22 protein-coding genes are annotated in these 22,394 nt (G+C 60.0%); 12 read left to right on the forward strand and 10 right to left on the reverse strand.

The window, feature by feature from the left end:
• Positions 1-424: 424 nt before the first annotated feature.
• Positions 425-1,405 (reverse strand): aliphatic sulfonate ABC transporter substrate-binding protein, encoded by a 981-nt coding sequence (locus tag VFG26_RS04100; protein ID WP_325022512.1) that lies wholly within the window; start codon positions 1,403-1,405, stop codon positions 425-427.
• 263 nt (positions 1,406-1,668) lie between these two features.
• Between VFG26_RS04100 and ssuD the strand changes: the two genes are divergently transcribed.
• Genes ssuD through VFG26_RS04115 form a run of 3 tightly spaced genes read left to right on the forward strand, consistent with a single transcriptional unit; the run spans position 1,669 to position 4,442 of the window.
• A complete protein-coding gene (gene ssuD, locus VFG26_RS04105) occupies positions 1,669-2,844 on the forward strand; it encodes an FMNH2-dependent alkanesulfonate monooxygenase (protein ID WP_325022514.1) in 1,176 nt (391 codons plus the stop codon).
• Positions 2,841-3,641, forward strand: coding sequence for an aliphatic sulfonate ABC transporter permease SsuC (gene ssuC / locus VFG26_RS04110; protein ID WP_325022516.1), 801 nt, complete (start codon positions 2,841-2,843; stop codon positions 3,639-3,641). Before ssuD ends, ssuC begins: the two co-directional genes overlap by 4 nt.
• A 27-nt stretch (positions 3,642-3,668) precedes the next feature.
• Complete coding sequence (locus VFG26_RS04115) at positions 3,669-4,442, forward strand: ATP-binding cassette domain-containing protein (protein WP_325022518.1); 774 nt, start codon at positions 3,669-3,671, stop codon at positions 4,440-4,442.
• Between the two features lie 6 nt (positions 4,443-4,448).
• On the opposite strand, the gene VFG26_RS04120 is transcribed toward VFG26_RS04115, so the two are convergent.
• From VFG26_RS04120 to VFG26_RS04150, 7 genes are all read right to left on the reverse strand, one after another.
• On the reverse strand, positions 4,449-5,912 hold the full coding sequence (locus tag VFG26_RS04120) for an MFS transporter (RefSeq protein ID WP_325022520.1): 1,464 nt from the start codon (positions 5,910-5,912) through the stop codon (positions 4,449-4,451).
• 77 nt (positions 5,913-5,989) lie between these two features.
• The gene (locus tag VFG26_RS04125; protein ID WP_325022521.1) at positions 5,990-6,985 is read right to left on the reverse strand and encodes an aldo/keto reductase; all 996 of its coding nucleotides are present in this window, start codon (positions 6,983-6,985) and stop codon (positions 5,990-5,992) included.
• A 118-nt stretch (positions 6,986-7,103) separates the two neighbouring features.
• The gene (locus VFG26_RS04130) at positions 7,104-7,385 is read right to left on the reverse strand and encodes a hypothetical protein (RefSeq protein ID WP_325022523.1); all 282 of its coding nucleotides are present in this window, start codon (positions 7,383-7,385) and stop codon (positions 7,104-7,106) included.
• A gap of 526 nt (positions 7,386-7,911) precedes the next feature.
• The gene (locus VFG26_RS04135) at positions 7,912-8,349 is read right to left on the reverse strand and encodes a hypothetical protein (protein ID WP_325022525.1); all 438 of its coding nucleotides are present in this window, start codon (positions 8,347-8,349) and stop codon (positions 7,912-7,914) included.
• Between the two features lie 134 nt (positions 8,350-8,483).
• Positions 8,484-9,278 carry a cobalamin-binding protein gene (locus VFG26_RS04140; protein ID WP_325022527.1) on the reverse strand — a complete coding sequence of 265 codons (795 nt, stop codon included), beginning with the start codon at positions 9,276-9,278 and terminating at the stop codon, positions 8,484-8,486.
• A 33-nt stretch (positions 9,279-9,311) separates the two neighbouring features.
• The gene (yghU, locus tag VFG26_RS04145; RefSeq protein ID WP_325022529.1) at positions 9,312-10,178 is read right to left on the reverse strand and encodes a glutathione-dependent disulfide-bond oxidoreductase; all 867 of its coding nucleotides are present in this window, start codon (positions 10,176-10,178) and stop codon (positions 9,312-9,314) included.
• 54 nt (positions 10,179-10,232) lie between these two features.
• On the reverse strand, positions 10,233-11,351 hold the full coding sequence (locus VFG26_RS04150) for a THUMP domain-containing class I SAM-dependent RNA methyltransferase (RefSeq protein ID WP_325022531.1): 1,119 nt from the start codon (positions 11,349-11,351) through the stop codon (positions 10,233-10,235).
• A gap of 252 nt (positions 11,352-11,603) precedes the next feature.
• Here VFG26_RS04150 and VFG26_RS04155 point away from each other — a divergent pair, with 252 nt between their 5' ends.
• From VFG26_RS04155 to VFG26_RS04175, 5 genes are all read left to right on the forward strand, one after another.
• Positions 11,604-11,894, forward strand: coding sequence for a hypothetical protein (locus VFG26_RS04155; RefSeq protein WP_325022533.1), 291 nt, complete (start codon positions 11,604-11,606; stop codon positions 11,892-11,894).
• A gap of 15 nt (positions 11,895-11,909) precedes the next feature.
• Positions 11,910-12,389, forward strand: coding sequence for a hypothetical protein (locus VFG26_RS04160; protein WP_325022535.1), 480 nt, complete (start codon positions 11,910-11,912; stop codon positions 12,387-12,389).
• 13 nt (positions 12,390-12,402) lie between these two features.
• Positions 12,403-12,744 carry a hypothetical protein gene (locus tag VFG26_RS04165; protein ID WP_325022537.1) on the forward strand — a complete coding sequence of 114 codons (342 nt, stop codon included), beginning with the start codon at positions 12,403-12,405 and terminating at the stop codon, positions 12,742-12,744.
• Between the two features lie 169 nt (positions 12,745-12,913).
• The gene (locus VFG26_RS04170; protein WP_325022539.1) at positions 12,914-13,129 is read left to right on the forward strand and encodes a CsbD family protein; all 216 of its coding nucleotides are present in this window, start codon (positions 12,914-12,916) and stop codon (positions 13,127-13,129) included.
• 133 nt (positions 13,130-13,262) lie between these two features.
• Complete coding sequence (locus tag VFG26_RS04175) at positions 13,263-15,170, forward strand: AI-2E family transporter (RefSeq protein WP_325022541.1); 1,908 nt, start codon at positions 13,263-13,265, stop codon at positions 15,168-15,170.
• A gap of 186 nt (positions 15,171-15,356) precedes the next feature.
• Here VFG26_RS04175 and VFG26_RS04180 read toward each other — a convergent pair whose 3' ends face one another.
• Complete coding sequence (locus VFG26_RS04180) at positions 15,357-15,659, reverse strand: polyhydroxyalkanoic acid system family protein (RefSeq protein ID WP_325022543.1); 303 nt, start codon at positions 15,657-15,659, stop codon at positions 15,357-15,359.
• A 235-nt stretch (positions 15,660-15,894) separates the two neighbouring features.
• Between VFG26_RS04180 and VFG26_RS04185 the strand changes: the two genes are divergently transcribed.
• From VFG26_RS04185 to VFG26_RS04200, 4 genes are all read left to right on the forward strand, one after another.
• Positions 15,895-17,199: a hypothetical protein gene (locus VFG26_RS04185; protein ID WP_325022545.1), complete on the forward strand. Its 1,305-nt coding sequence runs from the start codon at positions 15,895-15,897 to the stop codon at positions 17,197-17,199.
• A 5-nt stretch (positions 17,200-17,204) separates the two neighbouring features.
• Positions 17,205-18,023 carry a hypothetical protein gene (locus VFG26_RS04190; RefSeq protein WP_325022547.1) on the forward strand — a complete coding sequence of 273 codons (819 nt, stop codon included), beginning with the start codon at positions 17,205-17,207 and terminating at the stop codon, positions 18,021-18,023.
• Positions 18,024-18,158: 135 nt separating this feature from the next.
• Positions 18,159-18,359, forward strand: coding sequence for a hypothetical protein (locus tag VFG26_RS04195; protein WP_325022549.1), 201 nt, complete (start codon positions 18,159-18,161; stop codon positions 18,357-18,359).
• A gap of 54 nt (positions 18,360-18,413) precedes the next feature.
• Positions 18,414-19,595 carry a hypothetical protein gene (locus VFG26_RS04200; protein ID WP_325022550.1) on the forward strand — a complete coding sequence of 394 codons (1,182 nt, stop codon included), beginning with the start codon at positions 18,414-18,416 and terminating at the stop codon, positions 19,593-19,595.
• Between the two features lie 19 nt (positions 19,596-19,614).
• Here the strand turns inward: VFG26_RS04200 and VFG26_RS04205 are convergent, their stop codons facing one another.
• Positions 19,615-22,389 (reverse strand): PAS domain-containing protein, encoded by a 2,775-nt coding sequence (locus tag VFG26_RS04205; protein WP_325022552.1) that lies wholly within the window; start codon positions 22,387-22,389, stop codon positions 19,615-19,617.
• Positions 22,390-22,394 lie beyond the last annotated feature (5 nt).

Raw genomic sequence — 22,394 nt, forward strand, 5'->3', positions numbered from 1 at the left:
GAAGAAACCTTGCTACCTGCCGGCGTCACGGGGCAGCGGGCGCCCAGTTCCGGGGCCATCGCCGCGCCGTAGGCGACGCGAGTGAATCGGAACCGTGCTACTCTCGGCAAAAGCATAAGTTCCGCATACGTATCGTTTGCCGTGCCGAGGAGACATAGTGATTGGAGTGCCGCCGCTGGATCTGCGAGGTTGCCTAATCCATTCGACGGGACTTTTCAGTTCAAGCAGCGCGCATGTGCGGAGCCATTGCACAAAGAAAGCGTAGCTTTTGAGATTGCTTTTCCTCTTTTCACGGCGGTTTGGACGCTGCACCTGATGCAGACGGAGGGGCCCGGCAGCGGGCAAGCTTCAGGCGCGTCCACAATAAAAAAGGCGCCACCGGACGGTGGCGCCCTGGAGTGAGCGCAGGAGACGGGAATTTATTTCAGTTCGCAGCGGCTTTCTTTTCGGGCGACCAGATGGCAGCTTCGCTCGCCTTGATTTCCTTCGGCAGAAGCTTTTCGGCGAAGAACGCGTCGGCAATTTTCTGTTCGTCGGCGAGGTTGTCGGCAGTTACCGTTTCAACGACGTAGCTGCGACGGGCGTTCGCGGCAGCGACGATTTCAGCGTCCAGGCCCCAAACTGGCGCCAGCAGCTTAGCGGCGGCTTCCGGATCCTTCTTCGCCCACTCGCCAGCTTCCTTCAGTTTGGCGAACACGATCTTCAGCACGTCAGGACGCGCTGCAGCGAAGGCTGATGATGCGAGATAGTAGCGGCGGTAGTCAGCGATGCCTGTGCCGTCAGCGAGAACGCGAACGTCCGATTGCTTTTGAACTGCAGCGACGAATGGGTCCCACGTCGCCCAGGCATCGACGGAGCCACGTTCGAATGCGGCGCGGCCGTCGGCGGGTGTCAGGTAGGCCGGTTCGATGTCGCTGAACTTCAGGCCTGCCTGCGCAAGCGCGGCGAGGAGCAGGTAGTGGCTGCCCGATGCCTTCGCAACGGCGATCTTCTTGCCTTTGAGGTCAGCAACGGATTTCAGCGGCGAGTCGGACTTCACCAGCAATGCCTGCGCGGTCGGCGAGGGTGCCTCGGTCGCGAGATAGGTCAGCTTGGCGCCCGCGGCCTGCGCGAAAATCGGAACGGTATCTGCAACGTCGCCAGAGACGTCGACGGCGCCGACGTTCAGCGCTTCAAGCAAAGGAAGACCGCTCGGGAATTCGGACCACGCGATCTTCACGCCGATTTCGGACAGCGCCTTTTCAAGCTCGCCGTTCGCCTTGAGCACGTTGATGAGCGTCGATGATTTTTGGAAGCCGATCCGCACGGTGGTCGGCTGGTCTGCCGCGATGGCAGAGCCGCTGAAGTTCGAGGACAGCGTCAGCGCAAGAAGGGCCAGGCCGCTAGAGAAGTGGCGTCTATCCATTTCGATATATCCAAAGTTGTGCTGCTGCGGTGTGCCGCTGCCGCGTTCTGCATGGCCCGAGTAAAGCGAAGGCATCTCGCGGAACGCCAATATGAAAATTCGAAATGCAAATCGTTTTTTGTTGTTTGTGATCGGTGTCTGCCTCGTCCAATAAAACAGAACGTTGCGTGGGACTGACGGAGGCCGCGATGAGGGCTTCCCCTGATGCCCTATGGGCAGGCTGCGCCTCGCATCGAGGGTTCAAAACACCGAGGAAGTTGGTTGTGACAATTGAAGCGGCTGAGCGCGCGAATGTCCTGTGGTTTCTGCCGACGCATGGCGACGGGCATTATTTGGGGTCATCGATTGGCGGCCGACACGTCGATCTCAGCTATCTAAAGCAGATCGCGGAAGCGTCCGACCGGCTCGGCTATTTCGGCGTGCTGTTGCCGACGGGGAGAAGCTGCGAAGACTCCTGGGTGATCGCATCGGCGTTGTTGCCGCAGACGCGCGATCTGCGCTTTCTCGTCGCTGTGAGACCCGGTCTGCTTTCTCCTGCGGTTGCTGCTCGTATGACGGCAACGCTCGACCGTATTTCCGATGGGCGGTTGCTGATCAACGTGGTGACGGGCGGCGATCCTGTCGAGAACAAGGGGGACGGCGTCTTCCTCGCGCACGACGAGCGCTACGAGGTGACGAAAGAATTTCTCGAGGTCTACCGCGGGCTGCTCGCCGGCAACCGCGTGGATTACAATGGGAAGCACATCAAGATTGAAGATGGGCGGTTGCTCTTCCAACCCGTGCAAACGCCGCACCCGCCGCTTTATTTCGGCGGATCATCGGAAGCTGGCATTGCGGTCGCGGCAGAGCAGGTCGACAAGTACCTGACGTGGGGCGAGCCCCCGGCCGAGGTCGCAAAGAAGGTTCAGGTGGCGCAGGCTGCGGCGGCGGCGCGCGGGCGCAAGCTGTCGTTTGGCATCCGGCTTCACGTCATCGTTCGCGAGACGAACGAACTCGCATGGCGTGCAGCCAACGATCTCTTGAAGCATCTCGATGAGAAGACCATCGCTGCCGCGCAGAAGACGTTCGAGCGCATGGATTCGGTCGGCCAGAAGCGCATGCTCGCGCTCCACACCGGCAGCAGAGACAAGCTGGAAGTGAGCCCCAACCTCTGGGCGGGCGTCGGGCTCGTTCGCGGTGGGGCTGGTACGGCTCTCGTCGGCGATGCGCAGACCGTTGCGGAGCGCATCAAAGAGTACATGCGCGTTGGCATCGACACTTTCATCTTCTCAGGCTATCCGCACCTGGAAGAGGCCTACCGTTTCTCGGAACTCGTGTTCCCGCTGTTGCCTCTGGCGCACGGCTCTCGCGAGCAGGGACGGAGACGTCCAGGCGGTCCGGTCGGCGAGACGATCGCCAACTCCTTTCTTCCTGAAGAACGCCAACGGGGGCAATCATGAGCCGGACTTCGCGCGCGGAAGGCATCGCCGACCGCCTGGTGCCCTGGCTGTTGCCCGTTTCCGTTCTGGTTCTCTGGGAAATCGCCACACGCGTGGGCTTGATCGAGGAGCGTGTGCTTCCCGCGCCGAGCCATGTCGCATTGGCTTTCTGGGAAACGGCCAAGGACGGCACGCTCGCGCATCACGTTTTCATCAGCTTCAATCGCGCCATTATCGGGCTTGCGGTGGGCGGCAGCTTGGGCTTTGTCCTCGGCGTTCTCAATGGCGTATCGCGTCCTGCGGAACGGCTGCTGGATTCCGGGCTGCAGATGCTTCGCAACGTGCCGCATCTCGCCATCATCCCGATGGTTATCTTGTGGTTCGGCATCGACGAGACGGCGAAGATCTTTCTGGTCGCCGTGGGAACGATGTTCCCAATCTACCTCAACACTTTCCACGGAATTCGCACCATCGATCGCGGCCTGATCGAGATGGCGAAGGTGAACGGGCTTGGGCCCTTCGCAATCTTCTGGCGCGTGATTCTGCCGGGCGCGTTGCCGTCCGTTCTCGTTGGATTGCGCTATGCGCTGGGTATCATGTGGCTGACGCTCATCGTGGCGGAAACGATTTCCGCGTCATCGGGTATCGGATACATGACGATGAACGCGCGCGAATTCCTGCAGACCGACGTGGTCGTGCTCGGCATCCTCGTTTATGCGCTGCTGGGTAAGGCAGCCGACTTCGCGACGAAGCTGATCGAGCACCGGGTGCTGGCGTGGCATCCCGCCTATCACAGCGCCGGCTCCGTATCAGCCTAAGAGCAGAACACATTGGATCATGCAGCAATGTTGAAGAGACTCGATAACCGCCAGGACGCCGGCTTCGGCGCGGAGGGCGAGGCAAAGCTGAAGGGCTTAGGCAAGTCGCTGAAGCTTGAAGCGCTGAAGCGGGCGTTCGGGCAGCGCGTCGTTCTCGACGGACTAAGCCTCGATGTGCCTGCGGGTCAGTTCGTTGCCATCGTTGGCCGGTCCGGCGTCGGCAAGTCGACGCTGATGCGTTTGATCGTCGGTCTCGATCAGCCGGAAGCGGGGCAGGTCGTCATTGACGGAAAGCCGGTTCGCGGACTGCAGGATTCCGTGCGTCTGCTTTTCCAGGATGCGCGTCTTCTGCCTTGGCAGAGCGTTCTCAGCAACGTCGGCATTGCGCGGGCTCCGGGCTGGCGCGAGACGGCGCTGGAAGCTTTGAGAGAAGTCGGACTCGCAGATCGTGCCAACGATTGGCCGGCGGTGCTTTCGGGCGGGCAGCGCCAGCGCGTTGCATTGGCGCGCGTGCTCGTCGGCCGGCCGAGCGTCCTGCTTCTGGACGAACCCTTCGGCGCGCTCGATGCGCTGACGCGTGTTGAAATGCACGAGCTTCTTGAATCGCTGTGGCTCGAGCGGCGATTTACGACGCTTCTCATCACCCACGACGTCGCCGAAGCTGTGGCGCTGGCGGATCGTGTCGTCGTGATCAAGAATGGTCGCCTGGCGTTCGACGTCGATGTCAGCGCCGAGAGGCCGCGCGATCGCACGGATCCGGAACTCGCGGCATTGCAGGCGCGCATTCTCAAGGAAGTTTGATCAGCGTCATTCATCGACGTGGGACAGCGGGCGGGCAACGTGCTCGAGCGGCTTGCGCTCGGCTGCTACTGCTTTGAACCAGGCGATGACAGCGGCTGTGAGCATCAACGCTGTGCCGATGAGATAGCCCATGAACACGCTGTCGCGTGATCCGGTATCGATGAGATAGCCGAGGAACGTCGGGCCAATGACGCCGCCGATGCCTGTGCCGATCGCGTAGAAGAGAGAGATGGTGAGCGCGCGGACCTCAAGCGGGAAGGACTCGCTGACCGTCAGATAGGCGGCACTTGCTGCTGCCGATCCGAAGAAGAAGACGATCACCCAGGCGATGGTGAGCGTGGAATCGGAAACGAGGTTCGCTGCAAACAAATACCCCGTTAGTGCGAGCAGTAAGCCGGAGACGCTGTACGTGAGAACCAGCATCGGCCGGCGGCCCCAGATGTCGAAGAGCCGTCCCAACAGCAGCGGCCCGAGAAAATTTCCGAGCGCGAAGGGGAGCAGATACCAGCCGATCTTGTCGGTCGCGACGCCATAGAACGACGATAGGACGAGCGCATAGGTGAAGAAGATGGCGTTGTAGAAATAGGCCTGCGCGGTCATCAGCGCGAAGCCGACGATGGCGCGGTCGCGGTTCGTTTTGAGGATGGATGTCGCGACTTCCAGCAGCGGCGTATGGCTCCGCGTCTTTAGGCGGGTGGTTGCGAGTTCTCCATCATCGAAGATGTGGTTCTCGCGGCGTAAGCCTTCTTCAATACCGGCGACGATTTCTTCGGCCTTCTCTGGATGGCCATGTGTGATGAGCCAGCGCGGGCTTTCCGGGATCCAGAATCGCAGCAGAAAGATGAATGCGCTGAGGCCTCCACCGATAAGGAAGGTGAGCCGCCAGCCCATGTCCGCGGGGAGGAGGTTCGTATCCAGCAGATAAACCGCGCCCAACGCGCCGAGCGCCGCACCAAGCCAGAAGCTGCCGTTGATCGTGAGATCCGTCCAGCCGCGATAACGCGCGGGCACCAGTTCCTGGATGGTCGAATTGACGGCCGTGTACTCGCCGCCGATGCCAGCGCCGGTGAAAAAGCGGAACACCGAGAAGCTGACGAGATTCCATGAGAAGGCCGTCGCAATCGTCGCGACCATGTAGGTCGCGAGCGTGATGAAGAAAAGCTTTTTCCGGCCGAGGCGGTCGGTTAGCCAGCCGAAGAACAAGGCTCCGGACACCGCGCCCGCGAGGTAGGCGCTGTTGGTAATCCCGACTTCGACGTTGGTAAACTGAAGCGTCGGGCTTTCCTTCAAGGCCCCCGCGATGGCGCCGACCAGCGTGACCTCAAGCCCGTCGAGGATCCACGTGATGCCGAGAGCTGCGATGACGAGAACGTGGAAGCGTCCGAACGGCAAACGGTCGAGGCGCGAGGGTATCGTCGTTTCGACGACAGTCCCGCTTTCAACTTTTGAACTTGCAACCGGCTTTTGCATGAACTGCAGGACTCGCTCGTGCCTCAAGCGGAAACGCGCGAGCCGTGCAGCGGTTCAGTGTTCCTGATTTCCTACCTTCATACAAAGCCTTCCGGCGCATGGTGGGGAACGTAGAGTTCTTCGAGATAGGTGATTTGTTCATCGGAAAGCTTGAGCGACACGGCCTTCAACGCGTCATCGAGCTGGTGGGGCTTGGTCGCGCCAATGATGGGAGCAGTGACGACGGGCTTGCTCAGCATCCAGGCCAGGGCGACTTGGGCGGGTGACACGCCGTGCGCTTTGGCGATTTCGATGACGCGGTCGACGATCGGCTTGTCGGCCTGCTTCGACTTCTCGTAGAGGGTCTGGGCGAAGGGATCGTTCTTGGCGCGTTCGGTCTGCGGTTCTTCTTGCCAGGGCCGTGCGAGCCGTCCGCGCGCCAGCGGCGACCAGGGCGTGACGCCGATGCCCTCCGATTTGCACAGCGGCAGCATCTCGCGCTCTTCTTCGCGATAGAGCAGGTTGTAATAGTTCTGCATCGATATGAAAGGCGACCAGCCGTTGGCACGCTGCAATCCCAAGGCCTTCATGAACTGCCAGGAATGCATCGAGGATGCGCCGAGATAGAGCGCCTTACCGGAGCGGACCACTTCGTCCAGCGCTTCGAGCGTTTCCTCGAGCGGCGTTTCATAATCGTAGCGATGGATAATGTAGAGATCGACGTAGTCGGTGCCGAGGCGTTTCAAGCTCTCGTCGATGGCGTAAAAGATCGCTTTACGAGAGAGGCCCTTGCCATTTGGTCCAAGCCGCATTGGAAAATTGAGTTTTGTTGCAATGACGACTTCGTCGCGTTTGGCGAAATCGCGCAAGGCCCGGCCGACGACGCGCTCACTTTCGCCATGCGAGTAAACGTTAGCGGTGTCAAAAAAGTTGATGCCGTTTTCCAGCGCCGACTTGATGTACGGGCGGCTATCTTCCTCGCTCAGTGTCCACGGCCACTTCATCACCCCGCCATCTGATTGGCCGTAGCTCATGCAGCCTAGGCAAATGCGGGAAACTTCCAGGCCGGTGCGACCGAGCTTGACGTATTCCATCGAAACCTCGCGAGGAAAAGAGCGCTTTGGGCGGACGCCTGATGTGGTGATCGGGGCGCGCCGTTCAAAGTATGATTTTGGATAGCAGGTTCCCGCGCAAGTGGGCAGCGCTGCAGGGTCAGTGTTTGCCGGTGGCAGGATGATGCGGGCGGATTTTCCTACCCGCCTGGACCCAGTGCGCAAGTCCGGTTGCAATGGTGACGCCTGCTAGGGCTCCGGCATTGCCAGCGATAATGCCGCCTGCGGTCCATGAGAGGCCGATGAATGCAAGTGACGGCAGAACGGCGTTGGCTTTCGATTTCGACAGGGACGCGGTGACGACCAGAGCGCCGAGAACGGCGCCAATAGCGCCGAAATAGTAGTGACAGATAGCGCCGATGAAGACGATGACCAGGGTCACGCCAGCCGTCCCTTAGGAACCGCGAATCGGTGATGCATTTCGGATATTTTACATCAGCGCTCTGCAAACGCTTGACGACAATTTAGACAGAATAGAGCCGGATATGCCGCTCGTTTCGGCATTCCAGCTAAAGGATGCCCGATTCAGCGAAAAGGGATATCGCGCCTTTTTCAATTGTTGCGCCTATTGATGGCAGAGGCCCAGTCACGCCGGCCAATCGAATTGAGGTGTTTCACGAGGGCGACATGAGGAGACCTGAGCTGGAGAGGATGGCGCGCGCAGCAATCGCGGTGCGCGCTTACTTCGGACACAGTGTTCAGCAACTTTGAAGCCAGCGAACTCGGCCCCCTTTAGGGGGTTGAAACGGAAAATCTCGGCGGGAGCCTGCGATGTTAACCTATCGCTGCCGAGTATCTGATATAGTACGTATACCTCATATCCTCCCCCCGGATTGAGGTTAAGCGTGGGCACTCGGCCACCCCTCTTCCCCCCGCCGGGTGCCCACCACCACTTTGCAGGGCTTAGCCTACATCTCTGCGCGCAATGCCCGCATGATAAGGCGGCCCGAGGATTCGTCCACGGTACGTCGCACTTGGTATTCGGGTAGCTCGCGCTTCGGTACACGCTTTTCCCAGCCGGCAACCCGCGCACGCACGACAGGGTTCACGGGCTTATATGGCTGCTTGCCGTTATGCTCAGCTTCATCGAGCGCCTTCGCCAACTCGCCGGCTGAGATCGATGGCGCCTTGGGCACGATGACGTCGCCGGGCCTGCGAGACGGTGGGACCTCTTTCTGCGACGCAAGTACCATATTCACGCGCGTGGGCCGGCTTTTCTTTGCCGGTGACAGGGCCAGCTGCGTGAGCGCTTCACGAGCAAGCGCCTCGCCGATTGTCACGACGGTCCACGCGCTCGCGACGATCAAAACGATATAGAAAAGCGACGCATAAACTCGATCTGACATGGCACAGCCGGGGTTACCTCTGGCTCCGTGCCCCCGAACGGCAGCCTAGCAGAATACTCTCCGCGGCTACGGCTGTTCCCCGCTCGTGATAAAAAACGTCTTATCGAACATAGCGCAGTTGTTTGTGTCGGCTGTCAAAGCTTGCGCGCTGAGCTGATGGCTGTGCGGATCGCGTCAAGACCATCCGTCAAGGCGGCGGGACCTGGCTGAAGAATGAGCGGCGACTTAATTTCGTGGATCCTGTTCGCGATCACAGCGGGTATTTCCTGCCATCCTTCGCGTGCACGTATTTTTTCTGCGCGTACTTTCTTGCCGCACCACGACGCGAGAATGATTTCCGGTGACCGGCGCGCGACATCGTCGGGCGTTACGATGCGATCTTTGGCGGCGTGCTCGCGTCGCTTTTCGGGGAAGACATCTTCCCCGCCTGCGACTTCGATCAGCTCGGAAACCCAACATATTCCGGTGATCAACGGTTCATCCCATTCCTCGAAGTAGACGCGCGGGCGATGGGAAGCTTTACGCGTTTCGCTGCGGACTTCTTCAACGCGCTTTTCCAGCGCGCTCGCAAGGCTATCTGCTTTCTCGTGGCAGCCCACGAGAGCGCCCAGCGTACGGATCATCGCGAAAATTCCTGCTAGATCGCGATGATTGAATACGTGGACCGCCAAGCCCGCTCGGACCAAGTCTGCCGCAATGGAGGCTTGGATATCGGAGAATGCGAGAACGAGATCGGGCTTCAGCGCTGCGATTTTCGGAATGTCTGCTGACGTAAAAGCCGATATGCGCGGTTTCTCGCGCCGGACTTGCGGTGGACGGACGGCGTAGCCCGAGACGCCGACGATCCGATCCTGCTCGCCAAGAAGGTAGAGCGTCTCGACCGTCTCTTCAGTCAGGCAGACGAGCCGCCGGGCGGGGAAGTGGCGCATGACGTTGGTCCCTACAGCGATCGCGTGAGAGAGCTAGCTGCCGCTGTTCATCTTGTCCTCTGTCTTCGTATCGAAATCGGCTGCGTCATGACGTTCGCGCAATTGGCTGGCAGGATTTCCAGAGGTGCGGTTCACCATCAAGCCGCGGCGCACGGCAGGGCGACTGCCGACAGCATCAGCCCAGCGGCGGACGTTCGTGTAGTCCTGCACGGAGAGGAACTCGGCAGCTCCATAAAGCGAGCCTTGGACCAGCTGACCGTACCAGGGCCAAATCGCCATATCCGCGATGGAATACGCGTTGCCTGCGATGAAAGCATTGTTTGCCAACCGGCGGTCGAGCACATCGAGCTGCCGCTTCGTCTCCATCGCGAAGCGGTCGATTGCGTATTCAATTTTCGTTGGCGCGTAGGCGAAGAAATGTCCGAAGCCGCCGCCGAGGTAAGGTGCGCTGCCGACTTGCCAAAAGAGCCACGACAGACATTCGGCGCGCGGCGCAGGTTCGACGGGCAGGAAGGCGCGGAACTTTTCGGCGAGATAAACCAGAATAGCGCCGGATTCGAAGACGCGGATGGGAGATGGGCCACTACGGTCCATCAATGCCGGAATTTTGGAATTCGGGTTGACTTCGACGAAGCCGCTGCCGAATTGGTCGCCCTTCGAGATTTCAATCAGCCAGGCATCGTATTCGGCGCCAGCGTGTCCGAGCGCCAGCAACTCTTCGAGCATGATCGTGACTTTGACGCCGTTGGGCGTGCCTTGGGAATAAAGCTGGAGCGGGTGGCGGCCAACCGGCAAATCCTTTTCGTGCGTCGGGCCCGATATGGGGCGATTGATGCTGGCGAATTGACCTCCGCTCGGCTTGTTCCACGTCCAGACTTTGGGCGGGGTGTAATCGGTCATCGCTCGTCTCCTTGTTGTTCTTATTTTACATGCGGCCGCGCATCGCGAACGGCGTCACTTGAGCGGCTCGGTTTGGTACAAAGTCACGCGCAGGCCTCCGTGCGATACTGGTCCGCCGGGGGGAGCGAACGGAAGTCCGGTTGCCTTGGCGAGCGAGGGCTCGGTCGTGATCAGACCAACTCTCCAGCCGGGGAACCGGCTCAAAATTGTTTGCCCTAGCGAACGGTATAGGGGCCGCAGATTGTCCCTGTCACCGATCCGGTCGCCATAGGGCGGATTGATGATGACCAAGCCGGGCGGGCCCGGCGGTGCGGTTACTTCCGAGACGGCGAACTCCTCAAAGGCGGTCAATTCCGAGACACCGGCGCGTTCGGCATTTTCCCGGCTCATGCGGATGGCCCCTGGGTCAAGGTCGCTGCCGAAAAACTTCAGCGTCGTTGGCTTCATTTCGCCGGCGGCAGCACGCATTCGCTGCCAAGCGGACTTGTCGAAAGTCGCCAATTGTTCGAAGGCGAAGTGGCGCGAGCGGCCGGGTTTCAGACCAGCGGCTATTTCCGCAGCTTCGATGATGAAGGTGCCGGACCCGCACATCGGGTCGACCACGGGTTCGGTTCCGCTGTACCCGCACTGCCGCAGGAACAGAGAGGCCAGCGTTTCGCGCATTGGCGCTTTGTTGACCGCTTCCTTATGGCCGCGCTTGTGCAGGGATTCGCCCGACGTATCGACCGCTATGGTGCAGAGATCGTCCTCGATGCGGGCCTTGATGATAACTTCGGCCTCGGCGGAGACGGGGGCACCCAGTTCTTCACGGATGGCTCGTTCGATCCGTTGCGCGGCGGCGCCCGAATGATAAATGCGAGAGCCCCGGCAGGTGACTTGGACGCGGAAGGGCACGTCCGGGCGCAGGATATCCCCCCAGACGAGGCGGCGCGCGCGCTTGTCCAGCTGAGCAAGGTGCATGGCCCGGAACTCGCCGATGCGCGCAAGGACCCGGCCTGCGCCTCGAAGCTCGAGGTTGGCGCGCCAGACTTCCGGCCAGCCGCCCCTGACGGTCACGCCGCCTGTGGTGGCTTTTGCGTCGTTGAACGCGTGAGAGCTGGCCTCTTTCAGAAGAACGGGTTCGAAGCCTGGAGAGGTCGCGAGAAAGATTTCGAATTCGGCATTTGTGGTCATGCCGACTGCATATCGGGAAGCCGCCCTGGCAGCGATGGTTTTGTTCGCCGCGGCCGAGGAAAAAAACCGCCACGCAACTCCCGGGGAGCAGGTGCATAACTCGGCACCGGCTCGCTAACAGCGCTCAGCTTTGGGTTTGTCTGACTGTTAACTCGCACAGCCCGGCGCGTCCCGGCATTCGCCAGGTATTCCGGAACAATCAACCGATCCGCTGCGTTCTTGGCGAACTAAATAGGATACCGGGAGGTTTCCATGGCTAGAACTGACACAGCGGAAAACATTAAATCCGCATCCAATGATTTGGCCGACCGGGCCATGGATGCAGGACTTAGAGCCGTCGATTCCTTGGATCGTGCGGTCACGAGTGCCCAAGACACCGGACAAAGGCTTGTCGAGCAAACGTCCGAGATTGGACAGAATTTGCAGAAAGTCGCGAAGAATTTTTCGCATGCTGTCGACAAGTCTGTCGCCGAGCAGCCGATGACGACGTTGGGAGTAGCCGTAGCAGCCGGCTTCATTCTTGGCGCAATTTGGAAAGCCTAATCTCGGAGTTGTCCGGTGTTCGCAAGCTTATTCAAGAGAGCCGAAGCAAGCGTTGATAGCGCGCTTGGCGAACTCGGAAACAGGGTATTGATCGCCATTCCGTTTATCGTGGCGATCGGGTTCGCGGCGGCGAGTTTCTCGTCGTTCGCGAACCGGACCTACGGTCCTGAGATCGGCAATCTCATCGTCGCGGCAGCGTTCGTGCTGCTGGGCTTTGTGGTTGCGGTCATCGTGAAGAGAAAGCGATCGACCGCCTCGCCATCAATGGAAGAAGAAGCAGTTCCTGAGGAACCTCTGCACACCGGCCCGTCTTTTCTAGAAGACGATAAGGTGATGAGCATCGTTTCTGCTGCTGCACCAATCGTTCTTCCGGCGATGCTCAGGACGGCGACCAAGAACTGGCCGCTCATCCTGGCGGCGGCGGCCGGACTTTATGTTTTCAGCCGTTCCGATAACGCGGGAAGCGCTGCGCAATCCTCGCCCCCGCAAGTTTGACAAGGAGTAATCAATGGCATCCGCAGGTATGAACCGTTCGGAAGACGAGACGAGGGACACTTCGCAACGCGAAGGCAATGGATCGCTTCTCAGCGACCCGACCGTGGCGTTGCTCGCAGCGGGCGCCGTCGGTTTCGCAGTCGGCGCAGTTATCTGGCGGTACCGGAAATCGAACACCTCGGCTTTCGGCTCACTGGAGCACGCGATGTCGAGAGCCCGTTCTGGCGCAAGCGATACGATGCACCGCCTTGGGCAGAAGCTGCGTGACGAGGGCTATTCGGCGGCGGATATCGAGGGTGCCGCGAAGAAGCACCTCAGCCGCTTCATCGATGCCGTGCAGCGCCGGGCTCACTGACCACTGCAAGACAAATAATCGTTTCAGAGAACGGCATCGTCGCGCATCGCGGCGGTGCCGTTTTTTTTAATTAGGCGTTTGAAGGGATCCTGCTCACCTCTCCACGTGTACGGAACATACTTGTCCGAGGGGGCGTTTACAGGCGCTAATCATGAGGAGACCAAACGTTATGGGCAGCACAGCTGACAAGGTTTCGGGATACGCGAACGAAGCCGCAGGCAAGATCAAGAAAACGGCCGGCCGGATTATCGGCTCGGAGAAAATGGAAGTGGAAGGCGGCGTTCAGGAGTTGAATGGGAAAGCCCAGGTCGGAATCGGAAAAACCAAAGCGGCCATTGCCGAGGCTGCCGACGAGATCACCGAGGAAGCCGACCGTAAGCTCTAGTCGATCCTCAAGAGCCGGTCCCAATGACCGGCTCTTTCAGCTGGAGCTCACGATGCGCCCCGTCGATATCACAAGCGGTTCTACTTCTCTTCGCCGGCTGAGGCAGCGTAAGGCAGCCTTCGCAAAAGGAGAAATGCCCAAGCGTTTAACGGCGGTCGATACGGCTTGCTACGTCCTCATTTTCATTGGCGCCATTCTTCTTCTCTACTACGGCGCCAGCGTGCTGATGCCACTCGCTCTGGCCGGGCTTTTAAGCTTCGTGCTGACGCCGGCAATCCGGCTGTTGAAGAAAGCCGGCCTTCCGAAGATGCCGTCGGTGATTGCAGTCGTCGTCATGTCGATTGCTGCCATCGGCTCGGTTGGCTTCCTGGTCGGTGGGCAGATCTCCGATCTGGTCTCGCAAATTCCGAATTATGAATACAACCTTCTCAAGAAGGTTTCGTCCGTTCGCTCGGCTTCGGTCGAATCAAGCGCGCTTGAACGCGCGCGGATGACGCTGGAGGATCTGCAGGCGGAGCTGTCACGATCTGAAGCCGGGAAGTCGCAGCCCGCTGCCCCTACCAAAGACGGTGCCGGCGCCAGCAAGCCAATCCCTGTCGAAATTCATCAGCCGCCGGAGCCGGTTTTAGACAGAACGGTCGCGCTCATTCGCCCGCTGATTTCGCCGCTTGCGACGACGGGCCTGATCATCCTGTTTCTGTTTTTTATCCTGGCGCAGCGCGAGGATCTCCGCGATCGCTTCTTGAGGCTCGCGGGCACCGGCGACCTGCAGCGCACGACCGTTGCGCTTGACGATGCAGGCGAGCGGCTCAGCCGATTTTTCCTCATGCAGGGCCTGCTCAATACGAGCTTCGGCGTCTTCATTGGCGTGGCGCTTTGGCTGTTGGGGTTGCCCAATCCTATTCTGTGGGGCGTCCTTGCGGGACTGATGCGCTTCGTGCCGTTCATCGGATCGGTGATCGCCAGTGCCTTCCCGATCATTCTGGCTGCCGCGATCGATCCGGGCTGGGCTCTGGTGATCAAGGTAGCGATCCTGTTTCTCGTATCGGAGGTTATGGCAGGCGAAGTTATCGAGCCGATGGTCTATGGCCGTAACACGGGACTGTCGCCCGTCGCGGTCGTCGTGGCGGCGCTTTTCTGGACTCTGATCTGGGGGCCGATCGGGCTCATTCTTGCAACGCCGCTCACGGTATGCCTCATGGTCCTGGGCCGGCATGTCGAGGCGCTGAGCTTCCTCGAAGTCTTGTTTGGCGATGAGCCTGCTCTGGAGCCGCACGAGCGGTTTTATCAGCGCGTTCTGGCTGGCGATGGTGTCGAGGCGATCGAGGTGGCTGAGCAGAGCATGAAGGAAATGCCGCTCATCAAGTATTACGACGACGTCGCCATGAAGGCGCTATCGATGGCCTACGACGACGCTGCGAGCGGGCGGCTCAGCCGAGATGAAATCACCGAAGTGAAAGACGCCATCGAAGATGTCATCGATGGTTTGTCCGAGCACACTTCCAAGGGAGGAGCGCCGCGCCCGAGCGAGAACTCCGAGGAAGTCGAGCCAGAGGGCGTCGTGCTTTGCCTCCCGGTTCGCAGTGAGCTCGACGAGGGCCCGCTGCTCATGCTGGAGCAAGTTCTTGATGACGGCGGCATCCCGACGTCGACGCTGCCCTACAATGCATCGCTTCGGCTGCGCACGCTCGATGCGCGGCGCGGCAAGGCCAAGATCGTCATCTTCGGATATCTCGGATCAGATAAGGTCCCGGCGTTCTTGGGCATACTTCTGCGCCGCGCGCGTAGTGCCATGCCCGGCGCGGTGATGGTCGCGGGCTTTTGGTCCTTGAGCGGGAATAGCAAGCTTGCTGAGGAATGGCGGGAGGCTGCGGGCGCAGACAAGGTCGTGACAAAGATATCCGACGCGCTGGATCTATGTAAGGAAGTTCTGGCTTCCGACGCGGTGGAACCCGCCGGCGGGAGTGGCGAGGCCGCAGCAAACCGTGTGCACGTGGTCTATGAAAATTCCGTACGCTTCGGCGATGAGCTCGGTCCGTGAAAAGGGAACACCCCGACGAGCGAGGGTTGCTGTCGGGGTGCGGGGTCTCTCCCAGATTTGCCAATGAGGGCGAGAGGCCCTGAACCTCGCGCGGGCACGGATTCGGCGCAAGGGCAGGTCTGAGGTTTTCAACAGTATACGGAGGAAATGGACCGGCTGGGTGGCTTCTTGCCAAGCTGAATGGCGTTATTTCTTTTCCAGAAGAACCTTGGCCCGTGTTGCGAGTGCGCTGGTCGCCAATTCGGCGAAGCGCTGTAGAAGCCAAGGAAGGATGAGTTCGAGCCTAACGGCGTCATCGCTCACCAGCGCGGTTCCGCTCGCCTTCTGACCCATTCCCGTCAAGCCGAATTCCAGCTGATCACCATTCCAGTGCTCGCGCTCGACTTTCACGAAGGGAATATTTGCAGATGCCAATCCGCTCTTGAGGCGGCGGATGGCCTCGTCCTTGCCCAAACGGTGGTGAATTGTGATTACGACGGGCTCTGACACGGTATTCGTCCTCAAAACAGAACAAGTAGCTCAATCCGCTATTTGAAAAGCGAATTCACTTTCAGGCTTAAACGCCTGCAGTGCGGCTTTCGATCCTGACGGGAGCGTCGCTGGGGCCCCGCGAAAAGCGTCGGAATTGCAGTAATTTTTGGGTGAAATCATGAGGCAGCTTTAAAAACGTCTCCTGTAGCTTACATAGTGCGAAGTTGCGTATTTGCCGTCCAAGGATGGTTTGATGTCCCAGGTGCTTAGAGGCGGCATTGCGCGTCTCGAAGTGATGACGAAGTTCACCCTCGCGACGCTCGCGCTCGCCAGCGGTATCTATACCTACATCGGCGTTCGAAGTCTGCTTGAGGGTTCGCCTATTGCGGTGTTCCTCGCGGCGGTCGTCTACTCGGCCGCCGTATCCGTGGGGATATTCGCGTTTTGGACCTATTTGATGCGGTTTCTACCGCACGTGCGGCAGCCCTCCGCGCGGCGGCTGATGTACATCGCCATGTTCATCGGCTGCGCGATGATTATCGCCATGTCGGCTTGGCTCAATGCTGCCGCGCTCGCCGGTTCCGCCGCGCTCGAGCAGCATATGGCGGGTGCCACCGATCAATATCAGCAAAGCCTCGATACGGCGCACGGAAACGCGCTGGCGGCGCAGGGCCTTTTGCCCGACATTCAGCTCGCATCGCAGCGCTTTTCTCTTCTCTCGGATCAGGAGCGGCAATCGGGTGCTCTCACCGGCACGTCCGGCAGCGGCACGGTCGTGCAATTGACGGCGCAGATGTCGTCCCAGCTCAATGCGCTCGCCGGTGAGATCGATGCCGCTCGGGACCGGATCAAGACGCTGTTCGAGGCCGGCAGCAAGACGCTCGAGAAGATGCGGCAGCTCACATCGGGGACCGGCCCAATCGAGGAGCGCACAAACGACTTTGCTGCTCAAACCGTGACGTTGACCGGCATCATTGCCGATTTGCAGCAGACCTCGATCGCTCCTGCCGTAAAGCGTACGGCTGATGATCTTTCGAAAAGCTTTATCGCGCCGGCGGCAGACGGGCGAACGGCAGACCTTGTCGACCGGCAGAACCAGGTCGTGAGCAAGGTCGAGCAGGCCATCAAATCGCAGTCGAAGGCGCTATCCAATGCGGCGGACGAGATCCTCGCGCGGCCGCCGGCGAAGCCCATCAAGTTCGTGCCGCTGTCGACGGCGGAGGCCGTGATTCAGTACGCGACTGACTTTTTGCCGAGCTGGGCAGGAGCCATCTCGCTCGACCTCATGCCTGCCGTCTTGATCTTCATCCATTCCATCGTGTTCGAGGCGATTCGCAGAGAAGAAGGCGAGGCGCGCGACGAAGACGGGATGACCGCGGGCGAAATCATGCGCGCGCTCAAGATCTACAACAACATGCAGATGTTGGAGACGCAGCCCGTTGTGCCTCCTGCCGCCGGTGAGAAACCCGCCGCAGCCGAGAAGCCAGCGGGCGGGCCTCCCGAGGCATCTCCCGGTAATGTCGCCTCTATAAATCCCGTTGTGGGGTTCACCCGCTGACGCCCATGGCTTTGAAACTTTTTTCGTCCGGCAAAGGGGAAGGCGGCGGCATCGAGGGTGCGCTGGTCCGCACCATTTTTTTGCTGCTCGTGGGACTCAGCGGATGCATCCTTGCCTACGATCTTCGCGAGGAAGTAACCCGGGCCTTAGCGGAGAGCAGTGAGGAGGTGACGCGCGTCGTCTTTCAGCCGCCGACGCGTACCGATCAAGAGCGCCCGTATTATCCTAAGGCCATGCCGGTCCTTCCGGGCTCGGAGAGTCCGCGGATGCCGGGCGTGACGGATAGGCCGAAGCCCGAGATGCTCGCTAGCCGCATGTCGTTCTACGCCGGATCGAACGGTGAGGTTTCTGCGATCGGGCGGATTGAGCCCGGCAGTGCCGCCGACTTTGAAAAATTCCTTGAAGGCGAGGGACGAGGAGCAAAGGCGGTCTGGCTCTTGTCGCCGGGCGGGTCTGTTCCCGATGCCATCAGTATGGGCCGGTCCGTGCGCCGGCGTGGGCTCAATACGATGGTTCCTAGCAGCGGATACTGCGCATCTTCCTGCCCTCTGGTGTTTGCCGGAGGCGTTCAACGTTCCGCAGGTAAGAACGCATTGATCGGGGTGCATCAGGTATCGGCAGTGGCGAAGGGGACGGAAACCTGGGGCGATGGCATTTCGGCAGCGCAGCAGATTTCGGCACGATGCGTCGAATATCTCGTCAGCATGGGCGTCGATCCGGCGAGCTGGGTCAAGGCCATGCAGACGCCGAAGGAACGGCTTTATATTTTCAGATCCGAGGAATTGCAGGCGCTGAAGATCACCACGGGAGCGGCCAAGGCCTGACGGGCGCGAGCGGTCCTGGATAGCCGGTTTCTTATTGCGCTCCTGCGAGTTGCCGTTTTTTCTTCAAAGTGAACAGCTGGAACTGCTTCTCGTGTTGTCGCGTTCATTCGCTGACAACTATGAGGCGGTGAACCCATGCGAAACCTTACTGTCTACAATTGGCTGTTCTTGATCCCAGCCTCGATCATCGGCCTCTTTCTACTCGTCGCGCTCGTCACACATGGCATTATCCTCGACGCGATCTACCGATTGCAGCGCTGGTACCGGCGGCGGCCTGAACGCGCGCGGGTCATTCCCCTTGAAGCCCACGTCAGGCGCTACTCGCCGCGCCGTTAGTGCGCTGCAGATTTCGCTTCGAGGAATTTTCAGCTCTGACGATCATTACCTGCCATGGGCATGAAAATCAGGGTCTCTTGCGATGAGGCCTATCTCACTCGAAAGCAGAGGGAGCTCGCTGCCATTTCAGGGAAGCCGTGCGCGCGCCCGGCCTCGGCGCAATCGGCGTTGCACCTGAAGCTCAAGGCGGCGGCTGACCGAAAAGCTCAGTTCTTCGCTCACAATCAAGATTTGACGGAGACGAATTGGGACGACGAGCCTCAAGGGTCTGACAAGCTCACCTTCAACTTCGATTATCAGCGGGCAGGGCTCAAGGTCGAAGGCACGGAGGTTTATCCGGCCGACGTCGCCGGGCCTGCTCTGGTTACGTACTTCACGAATGGTGGCATGGCCGGGCTGGCCGCGACTTTCACCGCCCTCAACTCACTCGGATTGACCAAGGTCTCGCTACCACCGGGATGCTATTCGGAGACGCCCGAGCTGCTGGAATTTCTCCGGCTTACGGGGCTGCAGAACGGCGGGGCATCGGAGGAAGTCTGCGTGGTCGATTCCGCCGCTCCGTCACTAGCCGGCTGGGAGCAGAAGGCGGCGAGAGCGAAAGTTCTGGTCGTCGACACGTCGTGCTACGTTTCCTCGTCGGGGCGCTTGCGCGAATGGATCAGGCTTGCGCGAGAAGGCAGGCAGAGCCTTGTTCTCGTTCGAAGCCATACGAAGCTCGACAATCTTGGCGTCGAATACGGCCGGCTCGGGTCGATTGTGGTGATCCATTCTGAAATCGATGGTCTGCTTACGGCACTGGACGATGCGGTCCGGCTTTTGGGTGCTGCGCCCGCGCCTGTTCAGTTCCCCGAGTACGCGGATAAGCAGGAGTTTCAGCGCCTCTGCCGCCAGCGCGTCCATCAGATGATCCGCGTTACGCGAACCCTTCGTTCAGAGCTGTCGGCTGCAGGATATGCACCGGCCTATTACCAGCACGGGCTGTTCACAACGGTGGCCGTCGGAGACGGGACGCAGCAGGGAGTTGAGGAAACAGCGCGAGAAATCGCAGCGCAACTTCGGGAGCGCGGTTTATCCGTTCGCCATGCCGGTAGCTTCGGCTTCGATTTCGTCGGGCTTGAATGGTTCAACGACACGCGCGTTGAACGGGTGATGCTGCGGATCTCAGGCGGCGATATTCCCCTGGAAGAAGCAAGGCTGATCGCTAAGGAGCTCGCTGAGGAGTTACGCCGCCATTAGGCCGGGGATCTGCGTGCGTCTAGTGACCCTGGATCATTTGGCGGATCTTGGCGCCTAGTGCCTCAACCGTGAACGGCTTGCCCAGCATCTGCATGTCAGGACCCAAGAACTCGCCACGGACTGCTGCCTTCTCTGCATACCCAGTGATGAACAGGACTTTCAGGTCAGGGCGATGCTGCCGTCCTATTTCGGCAAGCTGGCGGCCGTTCATATTGGGCAGGCCGACATCAGTCACGAGGAGATCAATCTGCTGCTTGCCCTGAAGGTGCGGGATGGCGGCAGAGGCGTCTTCCGCCTCGATGTAGGAATAGCCGAGTTCCTTCAGAAGTTCGGTCACTGTGAAACGCACCGCTTGATCGTCTTCGACGACGAGGATTGTTTCGCCTCGTCCGCGTGGCGGCTGGACATCGGTGCCTTGGCTCGCCTCCTCTTCGAGGGACTTTGCGCGACGCAGATAGATGGTCACGGTAGTTCCGCGACCAACCTCGCTCGTGATGCGGACGTGTCCCCCAGACTGCTTCACGAAGCCATAGATCATCGACAGGCCAAGGCCTGTGCCTTGGCCAATAGGCTTCGTCGTAAAAAATGGCTCGAAGACTTTGGCGATTACGTCGGGCGCCATTCCCGACCCGGTATCGGAGACCGACACAACGACGAAGTCGCCGCCGGGGACATCGTTGTCACCCTCGCCGGGAGCCGCTGGAATTTCTGCGTTCGCCGTCTCGATGGTGATGCGGCCGCCCTCGGGCATGGCGTCGCGCGAATTCAAGATCAGATTGAGCAGCGCGCTTTCGAACTGGTTGGAGTCCGTCATTGCCGGCCAGAGTTCAGCTGCCAGATTGAATTGGAGCTTGATGTCTTCGCCCAATGGGCGGCGCAAAATTTCCTGAATGCCGAGAATGCGCGCGTTGACGTCTTGCGCTTTGATATCGAGCGACTGGCGGCGCGCGAAGGCGAGGAGACTATGCGTCAAGGTCGCCGCGCGATTTGCCGAGTCGAGGCCCGCTTCGATGTAGTTCGTCAACCCGTCTGTGCGGCCAGCCTTCAATCGCCGCTGAATGAGGCCGAGGGATGCGATGACCCCCGTCAGCATGTTGTTGAAGTCGTGCGCGATGCCGCCTGTGAGCTGGCCGACGGCTTCCATTTTGTGAGCCTGACGCAACTGTTCTTCGGCGCGGGCAAGCGTTTCTTCGCGCTGCAGCTGTTCGGTCATGTCGCGGGCGACGCAGTAGAAGAGGCCTGCCTGGCGAGCGGCCGTCCACGCGAACGAGCGGTAGTCGCCTTGCTTCGTGCGCAAGCGATTCTTGAAGTTCAATGCGAAGCTCGCGTCGGTGCCGAATGGCGAGCGCTTGCCAGCTTGGTCGTCGGGGTGCTCCAGCCAGTCAGATGTCCGGCCGATGATTTCGTTGGCCGACCAACCGAGCACGCGAGTCCATGCGGGGTTAACGCTCTGCCAAACGCCGTTTGCGTCCGCGACGCCCAGCAAATCCTGCGAGAGTTGCCAAATGCCATCGCGCTCGCGCGTGCGCTCTTGGACGCGTGTCTCCAGCGTTTCATTGAGCGTCAGGAGCTGCTGTTCTGCGAGCTTCGACTGCGTGATATCGTAGATGACGCCGCTGAAGCGAGGTCCCGCGGTCTCGGCGTCGCGCACGTATTCGCCGCGCTTGGCGAGCCAGCGGATTTCGCCGGTGTCGGCTCTGATGACGCGCAACTCGCAGCTCGCGGGGCCGGCAGCCCTCAATCGATCGCTTTCGTCAACCAGGGGCGGATCGTCCGGATGAACGACGCCGTTGATCGTCCGAACGGGGAGATCCTGGGCGGATTGCAGCCCGAGGAGCCTGCAGAATTGATCCGAGACGCTGGCCGTTCCGAAGCCCTGAATATGCTCGTATGTGCCGATGCCCCCTGCAGACTGAGCAATGCGAAGACGTTCTTCGGCAATCTTGCGTTCGGTGATATCGACGAGCACGCCGTTGAAGCGGACCGGCCGGTCGTTCTCGTCATAGTGGCAGCGTCCGCGAGCATGAACCCACCGCATCCGGCGATTGGGAAGCAGGATGCGATATTCTTTCGAGAAGACTTCCGCTCCGCGGAGAATGCCGCCGATCGCAAGGCGAATGCGCGTTTGATCTTCGGGATGGATGATGGAGAAGAACAGGCCTGGGCTAACACCGTTTGCGGCATCCTCGGGCTTCAGGCCATAAAGCGCGGCAAAACGCGGATCGCCAAGGATCTTGTTCTTGTCGATCTGCCATTCCCATGCCGCCGCTGCTCCCGTCAGCGACAATGTCATCCGCAGGCGCTCATTTGCATGGTCGAGCTGCCTTTGGCTCTCTTTCAGCTCAGCATCGACGCGTTCGACTTCGCGTCTGGAGGCGACGTCGGCGTGCGTCGATACAAAAAATCGGACATCGTCATCAATGATGATCGGTACGATGGACATGCCGTTCAGGAAAAGCGAACGGTCTTTGCGATAGTTGAGAATCTGCACATCGATCGGGCGGGCGGATTTGATCGCCTGGGAAATTTCCGCGATCGTCTTTTTGTCCGTTTCGGTGCCCTGAAGAATGCGTAGATTGCGGCCGAGAATATCTTGTGTGCTGTAGCCGCTCAGACGTGTGAAGGCCTCGTTGGCCAAGATCACGGGATTGTCGGGAAGTTTCGGATCGGTCACAGCAACGGGTATGCGCGATCGCTCCAGCACCTCGAACATGGGGCCGGCGATGGTTCTGAAATCGCGCCGTGCCAAGGCTTGCAAAGCCTCGGCGCTGGCTTCAGTCGTATCGTTTTGCATCGCTT

The sequence above is a fragment of the Hyphomicrobium sp. genome (assembly GCF_035687085.1).
Taxonomy (GTDB): Bacteria; Pseudomonadota; Alphaproteobacteria; order Rhizobiales; family Hyphomicrobiaceae; genus Hyphomicrobium_B.